The organism is Pseudomonas sp. Q11, from assembly GCF_024494355.1.
Taxonomy (GTDB): Bacteria; Pseudomonadota; Gammaproteobacteria; order Pseudomonadales; family Pseudomonadaceae; genus Aquipseudomonas; species Aquipseudomonas hefeiensis.
Genome location: NZ_JAKNQY010000020.1, coordinates 57,491 through 73,479 on the forward strand (window position 1 = coordinate 57,491; position 15,989 = coordinate 73,479).

17 protein-coding genes are annotated in these 15,989 nt (G+C 59.8%); 10 read left to right on the forward strand and 7 right to left on the reverse strand.

The genetic code is table 11. From position 1 onward, the window contains the following. The first annotated feature begins 8 nt into the window (after positions 1 to 8). The gene (locus MA884_RS19890; protein WP_256232085.1) at positions 9 to 674 is read left to right on the forward strand and encodes a bifunctional 4-hydroxy-2-oxoglutarate aldolase/2-dehydro-3-deoxy-phosphogluconate aldolase; all 666 of its coding nucleotides are present in this window, start codon (positions 9 to 11) and stop codon (positions 672 to 674) included. 241 nt (positions 675 to 915) lie between these two features. On the opposite strand, the gene MA884_RS19895 is transcribed toward MA884_RS19890, so the two are convergent. Both MA884_RS19895 and MA884_RS19900 read right to left on the reverse strand, forming a co-directional pair. Then, positions 916 to 2,103 (reverse strand): aminotransferase class V-fold PLP-dependent enzyme, encoded by a 1,188-nt coding sequence (locus tag MA884_RS19895; RefSeq protein ID WP_256232086.1) that lies wholly within the window; start codon positions 2,101 to 2,103, stop codon positions 916 to 918. A 12-nt stretch (positions 2,104 to 2,115) separates the two neighbouring features. Next, positions 2,116 to 2,352: a DUF3820 family protein gene (locus MA884_RS19900; protein WP_047228352.1), complete on the reverse strand. Its 237-nt coding sequence runs from the start codon at positions 2,350 to 2,352 to the stop codon at positions 2,116 to 2,118. A 206-nt stretch (positions 2,353 to 2,558) separates the two neighbouring features. Here MA884_RS19900 and MA884_RS19905 point away from each other — a divergent pair, with 206 nt between their 5' ends. From MA884_RS19905 to MA884_RS19920, 4 genes are all read left to right on the forward strand, one after another. Continuing rightward, entirely contained in the window at positions 2,559 to 3,023 is a 465-nt protein-coding gene (locus MA884_RS19905; protein WP_256232087.1) for a PA2169 family four-helix-bundle protein, read from the forward strand. A gap of 159 nt (positions 3,024 to 3,182) precedes the next feature. Beyond that, positions 3,183 to 5,183 carry an FUSC family protein gene (locus MA884_RS19910; RefSeq protein WP_256232088.1) on the forward strand — a complete coding sequence of 667 codons (2,001 nt, stop codon included), beginning with the start codon at positions 3,183 to 3,185 and terminating at the stop codon, positions 5,181 to 5,183. Further along, positions 5,170 to 5,376, forward strand: coding sequence for a DUF1656 domain-containing protein (locus tag MA884_RS19915; RefSeq protein ID WP_047228349.1), 207 nt, complete (start codon positions 5,170 to 5,172; stop codon positions 5,374 to 5,376). The genes MA884_RS19910 and MA884_RS19915 overlap by 14 nt, the downstream gene beginning before the upstream one ends. A 10-nt stretch (positions 5,377 to 5,386) precedes the next feature. Further along, a complete protein-coding gene (locus tag MA884_RS19920) occupies positions 5,387 to 6,250 on the forward strand; it encodes an HlyD family secretion protein (protein WP_256232089.1) in 864 nt (287 codons plus the stop codon). A gap of 165 nt (positions 6,251 to 6,415) precedes the next feature. Here MA884_RS19920 and MA884_RS19925 read toward each other — a convergent pair whose 3' ends face one another. Together MA884_RS19925 and MA884_RS19930 are read right to left on the reverse strand one after the other, a co-directional pair. Next, positions 6,416 to 6,886, reverse strand: coding sequence for a MaoC family dehydratase (locus MA884_RS19925; RefSeq protein ID WP_003184579.1), 471 nt, complete (start codon positions 6,884 to 6,886; stop codon positions 6,416 to 6,418). A 40-nt stretch (positions 6,887 to 6,926) separates the two neighbouring features. Next, positions 6,927 to 7,871, reverse strand: a complete 945-nt coding sequence (locus tag MA884_RS19930) for an alpha/beta hydrolase (RefSeq protein WP_256232090.1) — start codon at positions 7,869 to 7,871, stop codon at positions 6,927 to 6,929. Between the two features lie 236 nt (positions 7,872 to 8,107). On the opposite strand from MA884_RS19930, the gene fadD2 reads away from it, so the two are divergent. Continuing rightward, positions 8,108 to 9,796: a long-chain-fatty-acid--CoA ligase FadD2 gene (fadD2, locus tag MA884_RS19935; protein WP_256232091.1), complete on the forward strand. Its 1,689-nt coding sequence runs from the start codon at positions 8,108 to 8,110 to the stop codon at positions 9,794 to 9,796. A 369-nt stretch (positions 9,797 to 10,165) separates the two neighbouring features. Beyond that, complete coding sequence (fadD1, locus tag MA884_RS19940; protein ID WP_256232092.1) at positions 10,166 to 11,857, forward strand: long-chain-fatty-acid--CoA ligase FadD1; 1,692 nt, start codon at positions 10,166 to 10,168, stop codon at positions 11,855 to 11,857. A gap of 210 nt (positions 11,858 to 12,067) precedes the next feature. Here fadD1 and MA884_RS19945 read toward each other — a convergent pair whose 3' ends face one another. After that, on the reverse strand, positions 12,068 to 12,445 hold the full coding sequence (locus MA884_RS19945; RefSeq protein WP_025212261.1) for a hypothetical protein: 378 nt from the start codon (positions 12,443 to 12,445) through the stop codon (positions 12,068 to 12,070). A 195-nt stretch (positions 12,446 to 12,640) separates the two neighbouring features. Here MA884_RS19945 and MA884_RS19950 point away from each other — a divergent pair, with 195 nt between their 5' ends. The 3 genes from MA884_RS19950 (at position 12,641) to def (ending at position 14,492) form a co-directional block, all read left to right on the forward strand. Further along, entirely contained in the window at positions 12,641 to 12,832 is a 192-nt protein-coding gene (locus MA884_RS19950; RefSeq protein ID WP_058545733.1) for a CsbD family protein, read from the forward strand. Positions 12,833 to 13,005: 173 nt separating this feature from the next. Then, positions 13,006 to 13,950 carry a YihY/virulence factor BrkB family protein gene (locus tag MA884_RS19955; RefSeq protein ID WP_256232093.1) on the forward strand — a complete coding sequence of 315 codons (945 nt, stop codon included), beginning with the start codon at positions 13,006 to 13,008 and terminating at the stop codon, positions 13,948 to 13,950. 2 nt (positions 13,951 to 13,952) lie between these two features. Beyond that, on the forward strand, positions 13,953 to 14,492 hold the full coding sequence (gene def / locus MA884_RS19960; protein WP_256232094.1) for a peptide deformylase: 540 nt from the start codon (positions 13,953 to 13,955) through the stop codon (positions 14,490 to 14,492). Positions 14,493 to 14,614: 122 nt separating this feature from the next. Here def and MA884_RS19965 read toward each other — a convergent pair whose 3' ends face one another. Then, entirely contained in the window at positions 14,615 to 15,037 is a 423-nt protein-coding gene (locus MA884_RS19965) for a GNAT family N-acetyltransferase (protein ID WP_256232095.1), read from the reverse strand. A gap of 282 nt (positions 15,038 to 15,319) precedes the next feature. Further along, on the reverse strand, positions 15,320 to 15,874 hold the full coding sequence (locus MA884_RS19970; RefSeq protein ID WP_256232096.1) for a hypothetical protein: 555 nt from the start codon (positions 15,872 to 15,874) through the stop codon (positions 15,320 to 15,322). Positions 15,875 to 15,989 lie beyond the last annotated feature (115 nt).

Genomic DNA, 15,989 nt, shown 5'->3' on the forward strand with positions numbered 1-15,989 from the left:
CAGCCGCTATGACAAACCCATCCCCGACCGTTTCCATGGCGGACAAAATTACCCTGATCGACAGCCTCTGTGCCAAGGCGCGGATCCTGCCGGTGATCACCATTGCCCGTGAGCAGGACATCCTGCCGCTGGCCGATGCCCTGGCCGCCGGTGGCCTGACGGCGCTGGAAGTGACCTTGCGTTCCCAGTACGGCCTCAAGGCCATCCAGGTGCTGCGTGAGCAACGTCCGGAACTGGTGACCGGTGCCGGTACGGTGTTGGACCGCCATATGCTGGCCGCTGCCGAGGCTGCCGGTTCGCAGTTCATCGTCACCCCTGGCATCACCCGTGATCTGCTGGAAGCCAGCGTCGACAGCCCGATCCCGTTGCTGCCGGGCATCAGCAACGCTTCCGGCATCATGGAAGGCTATGGCCTGGGCTATCGCCGCTTCAAACTGTTCCCGGCGGAAGTCAGCGGCGGTGTCGCGGCCATCAAGGCCCTGGGCGGCCCGTTCGGCGAAGTGAAGTTCTGCCCGACCGGCGGCGTAAGCCCGGCCAATATCAAGAGCTACATGGCGTTGAAAAACGTGATGTGCGTGGGCGGTAGCTGGATGCTTGATCCTGAGTGGATCAAGAACGGCGACTGGGCCCGCATCCAGGAGTGCACCGCCGAGGCGCTGGCGCTGCTGGACTGATTGTCTTACCGAACCTTCGTTGGGTGTTCTACGGTTTTACGGTGCGCTTGGTCGGCGCACCGTTTTTTTTGCCTGGGTTTTTATTGCACAGCAAAAATTTTCTGTGGCGAGGGAGCTTGCTCCCGCTGGGCTGCGAAGCAGTCCTGAAGTCTGTCACCGCGGTCCGCCAGGTCAGTCTCATTGTGCCTTTTTGGGGCTGCTGTGCAGCCCAGCGGGAGCAAGCTCCCTCGCCACAAGGGATCTAGGTACGGCTCAGTTCAAGCAGTGCTTTGGTCAACCGCTCGATATCATTCGCCAAGGTGATCAACCCTGGGGTAATGCGAATGCACGGCCCAACGCTGGTGTGGCGCACCACGGTGAAGATCCCGTAGTCATTGAGCAATCGATCAGCCATCGCCTGTTGATCGGGCTGGGCGGTGAAGCGCATCGACGTGATGCCGCAGTACAGGCGCGGATCGTCCGGGGTCATGATTTCGATACCCGGTACATCACGCACGGCGTTCACCCACAGGTCGCGCAGATAACAGAGGCGCGCGCCTTTGGCCGAAGCTCCGCCCAGGGCCCGGTGTTCTTCGAAGACCAGGGGCAGGGTGAGCAAGGCAGGGATATTGGGTGTGCTGTGGGGCGTTCGCGAGCGCACGTCAGTGGCAGGATAATGATCTTCGTCCATGTCCGGGTCGATGTCGGCCAGCCGTTGCGGTGCTATGTACAAAAAGCCCGAGGCCAATGGCCCGCCGATCCACTTCTGCAGGTTGAAGCCGGCGAATTCGATACCCAGCTTCTTCAGATCGAAATCGATCTGGCCCAGGGCGTGGGCACCGTCGAGAATGATATCGACGCCAAACTCACGAGCAGTCTCGGCGATGGCCTGGACCGGCATCACCAGCCCTGTGAGGTGGTTGACGTGGGTCAGCGCCATCAGCTTGAGGCGCGGATAGCGAATGAACGCTTGGCGATAAGTGCCCACCAGGCTTTCGAAACTGGCGGGGTGCGGGTGGACGAGTTCAATCACTTGCACACCACGCTGCCGGGCCAGCCAGCGCATCGCGCTTTTGACCGAAGCGTATTCCAGATCACAGATCAGCACCTGATCGCCAGGCTTGAGGCCGTTGTAGTTGCGAATCAGCGTTTGCAGGGCGTCTCCGGCACTGTTGGCCAGCGCTACGCTAGTGGGGGATGCGTGGATCAGTTGCGCCACTTGCTGGCGAATCGCTTCGCCATGGTCCTGGTCGAAATGCTGGCGCACGTACACTGAGCTGCCTCGATTGACGAACTCGATGTTGCGTTGGTACTCCTCGACCACCGTCCGGGACATGCGGCCGAAGTAGCCGTTTTCCAGATTGAGCGGCCCATCGGGGTCGACATCGTAGCGACCCACGAAAGTCTTCCAGAAAGCTTCATCGTGGGCGCGCAGGGTGTTCTCGGGCATGGCGGGGCTCAATCAATGTTGGGGCTTGGGTTTGCCGTGTTTGGCACGCAGGGGGTCAAGCAGATCCGACAGACCGTTGTGGTCGATCTCCTGCATCAGCGCCAGCAAACCGCCGAGTTCCCCGTGCGGAAAACCCTCGCGAGCGAACCAGTTCAGGTATTGCCCGGGCAGGTCGGCCAGGATTCGGCCCTTGTATTTGCCGAAGGGCATCTGGCGTGTCACCAGCAGTTCGAGCTTTTCCGGGTTCATGGTATTGGGTCTTGATTCAGTCAACCCGGAAAATACAGGCATTCTGCATGCAGGCCAAATGACAGATCATGCAAAGAACACGGATACAGTGATCGAGTGATTGTATAACTAATTGATTTTTAATTATTTTATTTGAGATGGCGACTGGCACGGCCAATGCAATACTCCTTGTAGGTTTTTTATTCACCGAGCAAAGGAATTGAAAAATGACCGACATCAATAAAGAATCCATCTCCGTCCTGAACGACCTGATCGAGACCAGTAAAGATGGTCAGGAAGGTTTCAAGACTTGCGCTGAAGACATCAAGCATCCAGAACTCAAGGATTTGTTCGTCCAGCGCGCCGCAGACTGCGCAGCTGCCGCGGCTGAGCTGCAAGCTGCCGTACGTTCGCTGGGTGGCGACCCGGAAACTTCCACCAGCGTTGCCGGTGATATGCATCGCCGTTGGGTGGACGTGAAATCCATGTTCACTGGCAAGGACGAAGAAGCGGTGCTCAACGAAGCTGAGCGCGGTGAAGACCATGCTCTCAAGGCTTACAAGGAAGCCATGGAGAAGATCAGCAAGCACAACCTGGTAGGCATTCGCGACCTGGTTGAGCGTCAGTACCATGGCGTGCAACGTAACCATGACCAGGTAAAATTCCTGCGTAATCAGGCGCGCGCCAGCTAAACACACGCGCTGTACAAAAAACGCCAGCCTGTCTGGCGTTTTTTTATGCCCATCATGTAACTGTGGCTCTGGACTCAAATAGATAGCCAGCTAATAATTGCACCCTCCATCACCCTTTATTGCATCTATCGTTACTGCGTCCCCAGAAGAGTTTTTCGCGTGCCCATTACTTTCCAGGCCCTGTTCGCTCCCGACCGCCTCGCTGTGCAATTCGCCATCAAGACCGTGCTCGGTGGCGGCCTGGCGCTTTGGCTGGCTTTGCGCTGGGGGCTGGAGCAGCCTTCATGGGCGTTGATGACCGCGATCATCGTGGCGCAACCGCTGTCCGGGATGGTGGTGCAGAAAGGCTTGGCGCGGCTGCTCGGAACGTTGGTGGGCACCGTCATGTCCGTGGTGTTCATGGGGCTGTTCGGCCAGGCGCCCTGGTTGTTCCTGCTGGCGCTGGCCTTGTGGCTGGGCTTGTGCACGGCTTGTTCCACACTGCTGCGCAGCGCCTGGTCCTATTCCTTCGTGCTGGCCGGGTACACGGTGGCAATCATCGCCTTGCCGGCAATCTCCCATCCGTTGGGGGTGTTCGATCAGGCCGTGGCGCGCTGTACGGAGATCAGCCTGGGCATTGTCTGCGCCACGGCGGCCAGCGCGTTGCTCTGGCCGTTGCGGGTCGAGCGGCAATTGGCCGATCAGGCCCGTGCCGCCTGGCAAAGCGGCATGCAGGCGGCTCGAGCCACCCTGACGGGCGATGCCCAGGCTCGTAAAGGGCTGCTGGAAATCCTCGGCAAGATCGTCGCCGTGGACGCCCAGCGCGAACACGCCTGGTTCGAAGGCAGCCAGGGTCGCCAGCGGGCCCGGGCCATCAGCGCTCTGAGCCAGAAACTGTTGATGCTGCTGCGCATCTCCCGCTCGGTGCGGCGGCAATGGAAACAACTCGACCCCGAGGAAGCCGAGGCCCTCAAGCCGTGGATGAGCGAGGTGCAACAAGCCCTTGACGCCGACAGCGCGACCCTGCAAGCCCTGCGGCCTCGGGTACTGGATGCATCCCACGATCCACTGATCAGCCCGGCGCAAAGTTATTGCCTGGCGCGCTTCGCCTTGTTGCTCGATACCGCCCTGGCTGCCTGCGCAGCCTTGAAGGCGGTGCAAGAGGGCAGGGAGGCGGTGGATCCGCCGAGGACCCTGGCTCCCCATCGTGACCTGCCCCTGGCCATGGTGTTCGGTGCGCGTAGCGCCCTGGCGTTTCTGGCGGTCGCCTGTTTCTGGCTGGCGACTGCCTGGCCGGCCGCCTCAGGCGCGCTGGTGCTTACTTGCGTGGTGTGCAGTCTGTTCGCCAGTCGTGAAAACGGCGCGCAGATCGGCATGAGCTTTCTTAGGGGAATTGTGTTGGCGGTGCCGACGGCGTTTGTGATCGGTGAGATTTTGCTGCCGCAGTGGAGCAGTTTCGCGATGCTGTGCATGGCCATGGGCGTGCCGCTGTTCCTGGGGGCGCTGGGCATGGCCAAACCGCAGATTTTCGCCACGGCCACCTCGTTTTGCCTGCATTTCGTGGTGCTGATATCGCCGCTCAACGCCATGAAATATGACGTGGCGGCGTTCTTCAACAATGCTCAGGCGATGATGATCGGTGTTGGCGCGGCGGTGCTGGCATTCAATCTGCTGATCCTGCGCGACCCAGCCTGGCATAGCCGTCGCCTGCTGGCCGCCACGCTTGACGATCTGGTGCGCCTGACGCGCCGTAACCTGCGGGGCGCCGAGAGCTGGTTCGGCGGACGCATGGCCGATCGGCTGTTACAACTGGCGCGGCATTACCCCGAACTGTCGGTGCCGGCGCGTAGCCGTTGGGATGACGGATTGCTTGGCCTGGACATCGGCGATGAATTGCTGCATCTGCGCTTGAGTCTGGCTGTCGCCCAAATGCCCGACACCCGAGCCCAGCGTCGTTACTTCGAAGCGCTGGAGCAAGCGCTTGAGCGCGGTCCGGCCGTTGATCAGGCCGAAGCACTGGGCCCGGCGAGCGACGAGTTCCTGAACGTGTTGTCGACGCAACCGCCCGGCGATGCGCTGAAACTGGCCCAGGGTGCGGTGGTGCAATTGCAGAACAGCTGGCGCGCCTGGTGCCGTCAGCATGAACCTGAACAACGGGAGCACAGCCATGGGCTTGCGTGAGTGGTCGATAGGCGGGGTATTGCTCAGCCCGTTCTTGATTTATGTGGTGCTGGCCTTGCTGGTGACCGGTGGGCTACGCCTGTTGCTCAGCCTCGTGCCGGCCGGGCGCTGGATCTGGCATGAAGCCCTGTTCGACTGCGCCCTGTATGTCTGTGTCCTGACTGTTATTACCGTGGTCCTCGGACCGCTATAAGGAGTTGAACATGCGTACCTCCGTACGTGTTGCCGTCACGCTGAGCGTGGTGGCCGTGGCGATCTTCGCCGGGTTTCATCTGTGGCAGTACTACATGCTCACGCCCTGGACCCGGGATGCGCGGATTCGCGCCGACGTGGTGGTGATCGCGCCCGACGTGTCGGGTTGGGTGCGCGAGCTCAAGGCGGTGGATAACCAGCAGGTCAAGGCTGGCGATGTATTGCTGAGCATCGATCGCGAACGTTTCGAGGCCGCGCTGGAGAAAGCCCGGGCGGTGGTCCAGACCCGGCAGCAGCAATTGAGCCTGCGCGAACACGAAGCCAGTCGACGCGCCGCCCTGGGGCCCCAGGCTATCAGCGCCGAGTTGCGGGAAAACGCCCAGATCAACGCCGGCATCGCCCGAGGCGAACTGCGCGAGGCCCAGGCCGAGGCCAAGGTCGCCGAACTCAACCTGGCCCGCAGCCAGGTGCTGGCCCCACGGGGTGGCCACATCACCAACCTGCGCCTGGCCGAGGGCAACTACGTGAATGCCGGGCAACCGGTCATGGCGCTGATCGACGATTCAACGTTCTATGTGCAGGCCTATTTCGAAGAAACCAAACTGCCCAGGATCCGCGTGGGCGATCCGGTCAACGTCTGGTTGATGAGCGCCGGTCATGCCCTGCAAGGCCACGTCGAAAGCATCAGCCGCGGCATCACTGACCGCAACACCAATCCCGATGCGCAGTTGCTGGCGGAGGTCGAACCGACTTTCAATTGGGTGCGCCTGGCCCAGCGGATTCCGGTGCGGATCAAGCTGGACAAGGTACCGGAAGGGGTGAACCTGAGCGCGGGGATGACGGCGAGCGTGCAGGTGCGGGAGAACCATCAATAACTTGCCGCACCACCGTCATTGTGGCGAGGACCTGTGTGGGAGCAAAGCTTGCTCGCGATGCAGGCGCCTCGGCTCCCTGAGAGTCCGAGTCATGTTCATCGCGAGCAAGCTTTGCTCCCACACTGCGGCTCGCCACAGAGTGTTGCGTCGCTACAGGTGATTGTTTCAGCCGACGGTGATCGCCGGCAGCGTCGGCAAAGTCACGGTCTGCTGCTTGCGTGGCGCGAGGATTTCAGCTTCGCCGTCCACCACCAGCTCATCGCGCTGATTAAACACGCGAGTGGCAATGCGTACGCGAAATTTCGGCAGTTTCTCAAGGATTTCCAGGCGTACGGTCAGGGTGTCGCCAATCTTCACCGGTTTCTGGAAGCTCATCTGCTGGCCGATATAAATGGTGCCCGGCCCAGGCAGCTCGCAGGCCACCGCCGCGCTGATCAGCGCACCGCTGAACATGCCATGGGCGATGCGCTCCTTGAACATGCTCGCCGCAGCGAATTCGGCGTCCAGGTGCACTGGGTTGTGATCGCCCGACATCGCGGCGAACAGCTGGATGTCGCGCTCTTCGACGGTCTTGCTGTAGCTGGCGGTCTGGCCGACTTCGAGGGCTTCGTAGGGGATGTTGGTAACCTGGGTCATCTATCAAATCCTGTGACGAGTAAAGGAAAACGCTGCAAACCTATTCGCTGCGTGGCGGTCGCTTGTGACTCAGGGCCTGGGCAATCCAGGCCAGCACGTCGGCCGTCACTTCATCGCGGTTGGTTTCGTTGAACAGTTCGTGCCGGGCTTGCGGGTAAATCGTCAATTGCAAGTGCTGGCTACCGGCGCCGCGCAGGGCGTCAGCCAGATCCTTCAGACGCCTGCCTTCACTCACCGGATCACATTCACCGCCGATCACCAGCAGGGGCAGGCCCGGATCGATCTGGGCGAGATTGGACGCTTTGCTGATTTGCTGCAACCCGCCGAGCAGGTCGACCCACAACTGATTGGTGCAACGAAAGCCGCACAGCGGGTCGTGAAGGTACTTGTCGACTTCGGCCGGGTCGCGGCTGAGCCAGTCGAAGGGCGTGCGTGTCGGTTTGAATTTCTTGTTGAAACTGCCGAAGGACAGCCACTCGATCAGGGCGCTGCGGCCCTTGGGGCCCTGGCGCTTGCGCTCGAAGCAAGCGATCAGGCGCGCGGCGCGATAGAGCGCCACGGGCTGGAAATTCGAGCCGCTGAGAATTGCCCCGTGCAGACTGGCGCTGTGATGCAGCAGGTAACCCTGGGCGATGTAGCTGCCCATGCTGTGGCCCAGCAACACGATGGGGACATCGGGATGTTGTTGGCCGATGTGTTGATTGAGGCTGGCCAGGTCGCCGATCACCTTGGCCCAGCCGTCTTCGTCTGCATAATGGCCGAGCGTCGCCGCTTCGCCGGTTTTGCCATGACCGCGCAGGTCCGGCGCGTAGACGCCGTAGCCTTCATCGCACAGCGCCTGGGCCAGACGCGCGTAGCGGCCGCTGTGTTCGGCCATGCCATGGGCCAGCATGATCACCGCTTCAGGCGCGGTTTCAGGCAGCCATTGATTGACGAACAGGCGGCTGTGGTCGGTGGCGCTGAGCATGAACGTTTGGTGGATCATGGTCATTCCTTTACTCACGGGCATACACAAGGGCAAACACAGCGTCGCTGCATTGTATAGCGCATCCGTTGCGTCTCGCCTGATCAGGCTACGTCGAGGCAGGAAGATTCACACAATCTATGACGCAGGTCGCCATATTTGCCTGATTGGCCATAGCTGCTAGTGTCCCAAGAGCACCGCCTGTGCAAGAGCCACAGAAGCGGCCCGGACACGTTCAGGTAAAGAGGATAAAAACAATGCAGCCTGATTTCTGGAATGACAAGCGCCCGGCCGGCGTGCCCCTGGACATTGACCTGGGGGCCTACAAATCGGTGATCGAGGTGTTCGAGCGTTCCTGCAAGAAATTCGCCGACCGTCCGGCGTTCAGCAACATGGGGGTCACCCTGACCTACGCCGAACTCGAACGCTACAGCGCCGCCTTCGCCGGTTACCTGCAAGCCCATACCGACCTGGCGCCTGGCGATCGCATCGCGGTGCAGATGCCCAACGTCCTGCAATATCCCATCGCCGTATTCGGAGCCATGCGCGCCGGGCTGATCGTGGTCAACACCAACCCGTTGTATACCCCGCGGGAGATGCGTCACCAGTTCAAGGACTCCGGCGCCCGGGCACTGGTGTACATGAATCTGTTCGGACAGAAAGTCCAGGAAGTACTGCCTGACACCGATCTGCAGTATCTCATTGAGGCGAAGATGGGCGACCTGATGCCAACCGCCAAGGGCTGGCTGGTCAATACGGTGGTGAGCAAGGTCAAAAAGATGGTCCCGGACTATTCGCTGCCCCAGGCCGTTTCCTTCAAGAGCACGTTGCGTCTGGGTCGAGGCCATGGCATCAAACCGTTGAAAGTCAGCCTCGATGACATTGCGGTGCTGCAATACACCGGCGGCACCACCGGACTGGCCAAGGGCGCGATGCTGACTCATGGCAACCTGGTGGCGAACATGCAGCAGGCCCGGGCATGCCTGGGCCAGCTCGGCGATGACGGCCATCCACTGCTGCGTGAAGGCCAGGAGGTCATGATCGCGCCGCTGCCGCTGTACCATATCTATGCGTTCACGGCGAATTGCATGTGCATGATGGTCACCGGCAACCACAACGTGCTGATCACCAATCCGCGGGACATCGGCGGCTTCATTAAGGAACTGAAGAACTGGCGTTTCTCGTTGCTGCTGGGGCTCAACACGCTGTTCGTGGCGTTGATGGATCATCCAGATTTCAAGACCCTGGATTTTTCCCACCTCAAGGTCACCAACTCCGGCGGCACCGCCTTGATCAAGGCCACCGCCGAGCGCTGGCAGCAGATCACCGGTTGCGGCATTACCGAGGGGTATGGCCTGACCGAAACCTCACCGGTGGCGAGTGCCAATCCTTATGGCGGCAAATCCCGGCTGGGCACGGTAGGGATGCCGGTGCCGGGCACGCTGATGAAAGTGATCGACGACGGTGGCGTCGAACAGCCCCTGGGCGAGCGCGGCGAATTGTGCATCAAGGGCCCGCAGATCATGAAAGGCTACTGGAACAAGCCCGAAGCCACCGCCGAGGTGCTGGACAGTGAAGGCTGGTTCAAGTCCGGTGATATCGCGGTGATTGACCCGGACGGTTTCGTGCGCATCGTCGATCGCAAGAAAGACATGATCATCGTCTCGGGTTTCAACGTGTACCCCAACGAAATCGAAGACGTGGTGATGGCCCATCCGAAAGTCGCCAACTGCGCGGTGATCGGCGTGCCGGACGAACGCTCGGGGGAGGCGGTGAAACTGTTCGTGGTGCCCCGCGAGACAGGCGTCAGCCTTGAAGAGCTCAAGGCGTACTGCAAGGAGAACTTCACCGGTTACAAGATACCCAAGCACATCGTGCTGCGAGAGTCGTTGCCGATGACGCCAGTGGGCAAGATATTGCGCCGCGAGTTGCGGGATATCGCCTGAGGCCGGCCATCCTTTGGAATAAACCCTGTGGGAGCGAGCCTGCTCGCGATAGCGGTGTATCAGTGACAGAGATGTCGACTGAGGCGCCGCCATCGCGAGCAGGCTCGCTCCCTCGGTTTTTTATGTATTCGCAGGGATTAACCGGCGCTTAGAATTTTTACTCTAAAAATGACCATTGCACATTCTTGAGTCATGTTTATGACTGTAGGGGCCACTTTTGGCTCTAGGCGACCCTTGGCAAAGCTGCTACTCTCGGCGCGCTTTTGTGACTTCTCGGCGTTGAATTAGGCCAGATTCACCAATAAACACACACCAATAATAATCGCATCAAATGCGGTGAGAATTCGCGTTGCTGAGGAGTGGGCTTCCATGATCGAAGACTTTTGGAAGGATAAGTACCCAGCTGGGATTGCTGCCGACATCAATCCAGACGAGTATCCGAATATTCAGGCGGTGTTGAAGCAGTCCTGCCAACGCTTCGCCGACAAGCCGGCATTCAGCAACCTTGGCAAGACAATCACCTACGGTGAGTTGTACGAATTGTCCGGTGCCTTTGCTGCGTACCTGCAACAGCATACCGATTTGCAGCCAGGCGATCGAATCGCCGTGCAACTGCCCAACGTTCTCCAGTATCCGGTTGCCGTGTTCGGTGCGATTCGTGCCGGCCTGATCGTGGTCAACACCAACCCGCTGTACACCGCGCGGGAAATGGAACACCAGTTCAACGACTCCGGTGCCAAGGCGCTGGTGTGCCTGGCGAACATGGCGCACCTGGCCGAGGCTGTGGTGCCCAAGACGGGCGTCAAGCATGTGATCGTCACCGAAGTCGCCGATCTGCTGCCGCCACTCAAGCGTCTGCTGATCAACAGCGTGATCAAGTACGTCAAGAAGATGGTCCCGGCTTATCACTTGCCCAAGGCCATCAAGTTCAACGATGTGCTGAGCAAGGGCCACGGCCAGCCGGTGACCGAAGCCAACCCGACCAGCGACGACGTGGCCGTGCTGCAGTACACCGGCGGCACCACCGGCGTGGCCAAGGGTGCGATGCTCACCCACCGCAACCTGGTGGCGAACATGTTGCAGTGCAAGGCACTGATGGGTTCCAACCTCAATGAAGGTTGCGAGGTCTTGATCACGCCGCTGCCTCTGTATCACATCTACGCTTTCACCTTCCATTGCATGGCGATGATGCTGATCGGCAACCACAACATCCTGATCAGCAACCCGCGCGACCTCCCGGCGATGGTCAAGGAACTGTCGAAGTGGAAGTTCAGCGGTTTTGTCGGCCTCAACACATTGTTCGTGGCCCTGTGCAACAACGAAGCCTTCCGCAACCTGGACTTCTCGGCATTGAAGGTGACGTTGTCCGGCGGCATGGCGCTGCAATTGGCGGCGGCCGAGCGCTGGAAAGCGGTGACCGGTTGCCCGATCTGCGAAGGTTATGGCATGACCGAAACCAGCCCGGTCGCCACGGTCAACCCGATCCAGAAAATTCACATTGGCACCATCGGCATTCCTGTGCCGTCGACGCTGTGCAAGATTATCAACGACGCGGGCGACGAACTGCCATTGGGCGAAATCGGCGAGTTGTGTGTGAAAGGTCCACAGGTCATGAAGGGCTACTGGCAGCGCCAGGACGCCACCGACGAGATCCTTGACAGCGAAGGCTGGCTCAAGACCGGTGATATCGCGCTGATCCAGCCGGACGGTTACATGCGCATCGTCGATCGCAAGAAAGACATGATCCTGATCTCCGGTTTCAACGTGTATCCCAACGAGCTGGAAGACGTGCTAGTGACCCTGCCGGGCGTGCTGCAATGCGCGGCCATCGGTGTACCGGATGAGAAGTCCGGCGAGGCGATCAAGATTTTCATTGTTGCCCGCCCCGGTGTCACGCTGACCAAGGAACAGGTGATGGAGCATATGCGCGCCAACGTCACGGGTTACAAAGTGCCCAAGACGGTGGAGTTCCGCGATGCGTTGCCGACCACCAACGTGGGCAAGATCCTGCGGCGTGAGTTGCGTGATGAAGAGCTGAAGAAGTTGGGTCTGAAGAAGTAAGCCCGCTGCCAATAAAAAGCCCCGCAAATGCGGGGCTTTTTGTTACGCAGCGATGTCTTGGGGTGGGGTAGCTTTTGTGGCGAGGGAGCTTGCTCCCGCTGGGCTGCGCAGCAGCCCCTCTGATCCAGCTGATCCACTGCAAGGGGCCGCTACGCGTCCAGCGGGAGCAAGCTCCCTCGCCACAGAAGAAATCTGTTACTTGGCGATTGGTTATAACCGAAACTGGGCAAAATCCAGGTTGGTGCCACCTGGCCGCATGTCCTGCAGGTACGAATCCTTGTCGGCGCTCAGTTCCAGGCTCAGGGCCGCCTTGCGCTTGCCCTGGTTACGCACTTCCAGGCCCTCGAGTTTTTCGCGCAGGAACACCGTCGGCACTTTAAGGTGCAGCAATTCATCGGTGGCCGGGGTGTGCAGCAGCAGATGAATCCATTCGTACTGACCGATGGCCAGGCGAGCCACCGGGATATCGAACCAGAAGATGTTGCGGTTGCGGTTCAATTCGCTGAAGTGGCAGTTATTGACGCCCAGTACGGCGCCGCCCAGTTCCTGGTTTCTGCGGGCGATGGCCTGCTTTTTATCGAGTTTCATAACGTTCCTACGAGATTGGAGCTTCAGGCCGCAGCCTGAATACGTGAGGCATTCTCGGGGGTGGATTGGCAAACATAAAGCGCAACCTGCATCTGACGATGAAATGCGCTGCTGAAAAAATGAAACTCCCCGCAAACGGCCTCGGTCAACCCTTATGTAATGATTTTTCGTACAGTTGTTCACAGGAGAGACATCATGGGTAGCACGAGCGATAAAGTGAAGGGCGTTGCCAACGAAGCCGTCGGCAACATCAAGCAAGGCGTCGGCAAGGCCACCGACAATGACCGCATGCGCGCCGAGGGCGTGGTCCAGGAGAAAAAAGGTGAGGCCCAGCAAACCGTGGGCAAGGCCAAGGATGCAGTCAAGAAAGGCGTTGACGAGGCATAATCGCCTGTTGAATAAGCGATTGGAACGGCCATCCGCGGGTGGCCGTTTTCATGTCGGCTCGAACTTGCACCGGGGAAATTGTTCCAAAGTCGCCAACAGGTTACTTTTGTCTTGGATAGCAACCCCCTGAGTCGCCAGGCGACCTTCCTTTTTTGCGGCGAAAGGAGACGCTCATGATGTTCCCGGCCTTGAAAGGCTTGCCCTTGCATCGTGTGATGATGCGCACCGTGACTGAGTTTCTCGACGACGAGATGTCGACCTACGCCTCGGCATTGGCCTACCAGATGCTGTTTTCGCTGTTTCCCTTCATCCTGTTCCTGATCGCACTGATCGGTTTCTTGCACCTGCCGGATTTTTTCTCATGGCTGCGCCTGCAATCGGAACTGGTGTTGCCGCCCCAGGCCCTGGAGCAGGTCAACCCGGTGATCGACCAGCTCCAGCAATCCAAGGGGGGGTTGTTGTCGGTGGGTATCGTCATTGCGTTGTGGACGGCTTCGGCCGGTGTCCGGTTGATGATGAGTGCGATGAACGCCGCCTACGATGTGGTGGAGGGCCGTCCGGTCTGGAAGCGCTTTCCGCTGTCGATTTTCTACACCATTGGCATCGCCGGCATGTTGTTGGCCGCCGCGGCGCTGATGGTGCTCGGGCCGCAGGTGATGGGCTGGATCGCGGCCCAGGTCGGGCTGGAGGAATTCATCGTCACGCTCTGGACCATCGTACGCTGGCCGATAATCGTGTTTTTGCTGATGGTGGCCGTGGCGTTGATCTATTACGTGATGCCCGACGTCAAGCAGGAGTTTCGCTTTATCACGCCGGGGTCGGTGCTGGCGGTGGTGGTGTGGATCATCGCGTCCCTGGGCTTCGCGTTTTACGTCAAGACCTTCGCCAACTACAACGCCATGTATGGCAGTATCGGCGCGATCATTGTGCTGTTGCTGTACTTCTATATTTCTTCGGCGGTGCTGTTACTCGGAGCGGAGATGAATGCGGTGATCGAGCACATGTCCGCCGAGGGCAAGGACCGTGGCGAGAAGGCTCCGGGCGAGCACGAAAAACAGCATGTGTCGGGCCTGGGCCGTGACCATTCCATTCCTCACCCCCACACTGACGAAACCTGACCATGATTCGTGAAATCCTGAAAATGGGCGACGAACGCCTGCTGCGTATTGCCCCGCCGGTGCCGCCGGAAATGTTCGACAGCCCAGAATTGTGGCAACTGATCGACGACATGTTCCAGACCATGGAGAGCGTGGGCGGCGTCGGCCTGGCCGCGCCGCAGATCGGTGTCGACCTGCAACTGGTGATCTTTGGTTTCGAGCACAGCGAGCGTTACCCGGACGCCGAGGCGGTGCCCCAGACCATCCTGATCAACCCGCTGATTACGCCACTCAGCCCGCAGGTGGAAGAAGGCTTCGAAGGTTGTCTGTCGGTGCCGGGCCTGCGCGGTGCGGTTGATCGCTATCAGCATATTCGTTACGAAGGTTTTGATCCCAAAGGCGAAGCCATTGGGCGCGTGGCCTCGGGCTTTCATGCGCGGGTGGTGCAGCATGAGTGCGACCACCTGATCGGGCGGCTGTACCCCTCGCGCATCACCGATTTCAGTAAGTTCGGCTTTACCGAGGTCATGTTTCCGGACCTGGACCCGGCGGCGGACGACTAGCCTACGCAAACCCTCTGTGGGAGCGAGCCTGCTCGCGATAGCGGTGAGTCAGCTATGAAGCTGTTGACTGACACGCCGCTATCGCGAGCAGGCTCGCTCCCACATTGGACTGTGTTGCCACTTCAGGAGAGTGTTTTCGGCTCCAACTCCATTGCGATCATCGGCTTGCTGCGCGCATAACGACTCAGGCGCTCGGCCATCGCATACGGCAGCACGGGGTCGAAGCGGAATCCCTGTCGCTCATAAAAGCCGCGCAAATCAGGATGGCAGAACAACCAGACCGGCCCTCCCACACCTTTCACCGCTTCGTCGATCAAGCGCGCCGCAATCCCCTGCATGCGATACGCCGGGTCGACGAATAACCCCGTCAGCCAATGACCACCCGACACCGTTCGCAAGCACAGGGCTGCGATGATTTCATCCTGTCGCGCCACCCACAGCTGAGCTTCACGCACCGCTTTCATTGAGGACTGGTGGGCGCGATAGAACTTGTTCATCAGCGGCCACAAGGGTTCATCGAGCAGCGTGTAGTGGATCTGGGCCATGGCAAAGTCAGGGTGCGGTGAGGGGAGGGCGATTATAAAAGAACATGTCTGCGGCGATAGGTGTATACCTGACTTCACATCCCGTAGGAGTGGAGTACGTATCATGGCCAAAGGCATGGATTCAAAAAAAGCGGCAAAGAAAAAACCGGCGAAAACCGCCGATGAAAAGCGCGCCGACAAAAAGGCCAAGAAGGTGAATCTGTTCGGTCATTGAGTTGACGCCAGCGGGCAACGAGCCAGGGTCGCATCCCGGCCATCGCCCGCTGAAAACCCCGAAGCCGATCAAAGCGAGGCGAGGAACATGTCCGTAGCCGGCTCCTTGTCAGTGGCTCGGCTCTGCTGGTCCTTCTCGACTTGTGCCATCGCCATCTTGTCCTGCATGCGCTGGGCAATTTCCTGGCCGATCGCCAGTTGCTTCTCGGGCGGCATCGCATCGACCTCTTCCTGCGTTATGCCCATCTCTTGAAGAATGCTGTCGCGCAGACGCTCCTCTGGCGTCTTGCTCATGTATTCCTTGAAGTCCGCCATAGCAGTGCTGTCTGGCACCTTGGCCGCATCGGATGTGGAAGAAGCAACGGTCTGCAACTGAACCCGGGTCTTGGCGAACGCCTCGTCGACCTTGTCGGTGATGGCGGTGCTCGCATTGACCTGCTGCGTGGCTTGCCGGGCGATCGAAGCCTGCACCTGCGTGCTGCCTTGGTTGGCCTGGGCCTGGACGTTATCGCGCAATGCCTGCAGCGCGGCGCTTTGCAGACCGCCGGCGGCTTCTGCGGTGGGATCCTCGCCCGGACGTTTGGGCAGCAAAATCATCTTTTGCTGTTGTGCACTGATCAACATGATGGATACCTGTGGTGATGGCTGAGCCATGTGCCGGAGCAATTCCCATGCCGCCAACGCGAGCCCCGGATCCAAAGGGCTGTGCAGCCATGGACAGCGATCATGGCGGCTAATC

Bases quoted from the DNA above. Each gene is read 5' to 3' on its own strand.
- MA884_RS19905 (WP_256232087.1), top strand. From the start codon at position 2,559: ATGACCGACATCAATAAAGAATCCATCTCCGTCCTGAACGACCTGATC.
- MA884_RS19955 (WP_256232093.1), top strand. From the start codon at position 13,006: ATGATGTTCCCGGCCTTGAAAGGCTTGCCCTTGCATCGTGTGATGATG.
- MA884_RS19915 (WP_047228349.1), top strand. From the start codon at position 5,170: ATGGGCTTGCGTGAGTGGTCGATAGGCGGGGTATTGCTCAGCCCGTTC.
- MA884_RS19945 (WP_025212261.1), bottom strand. From the start codon at position 12,445: ATGAAACTCGATAAAAAGCAGGCCATCGCCCGCAGAAACCAGGAACTG.
- MA884_RS19950 (WP_058545733.1), top strand. From the start codon at position 12,641: ATGGGTAGCACGAGCGATAAAGTGAAGGGCGTTGCCAACGAAGCCGTC.
- MA884_RS19900 (WP_047228352.1), bottom strand. From the start codon at position 2,352: ATGAACCCGGAAAAGCTCGAACTGCTGGTGACACGCCAGATGCCCTTC.
- def (WP_256232094.1), top strand. From the start codon at position 13,953: ATGATTCGTGAAATCCTGAAAATGGGCGACGAACGCCTGCTGCGTATT.
- MA884_RS19920 (WP_256232089.1), top strand. From the start codon at position 5,387: ATGCGTACCTCCGTACGTGTTGCCGTCACGCTGAGCGTGGTGGCCGTG.
- MA884_RS19890 (WP_256232085.1), top strand. From the start codon at position 9: ATGACAAACCCATCCCCGACCGTTTCCATGGCGGACAAAATTACCCTG.
- MA884_RS19895 (WP_256232086.1), bottom strand. From the start codon at position 2,103: ATGCCCGAGAACACCCTGCGCGCCCACGATGAAGCTTTCTGGAAGACT.
- MA884_RS19970 (WP_256232096.1), bottom strand. From the start codon at position 15,874: ATGTTGATCAGTGCACAACAGCAAAAGATGATTTTGCTGCCCAAACGT.
- MA884_RS19930 (WP_256232090.1), bottom strand. From the start codon at position 7,871: ATGATCCACCAAACGTTCATGCTCAGCGCCACCGACCACAGCCGCCTG.
- fadD1 (WP_256232092.1), top strand. From the start codon at position 10,166: ATGATCGAAGACTTTTGGAAGGATAAGTACCCAGCTGGGATTGCTGCC.
- MA884_RS19965 (WP_256232095.1), bottom strand. From the start codon at position 15,037: ATGGCCCAGATCCACTACACGCTGCTCGATGAACCCTTGTGGCCGCTG.
- fadD2 (WP_256232091.1), top strand. From the start codon at position 8,108: ATGCAGCCTGATTTCTGGAATGACAAGCGCCCGGCCGGCGTGCCCCTG.
- MA884_RS19925 (WP_003184579.1), bottom strand. From the start codon at position 6,886: ATGACCCAGGTTACCAACATCCCCTACGAAGCCCTCGAAGTCGGCCAG.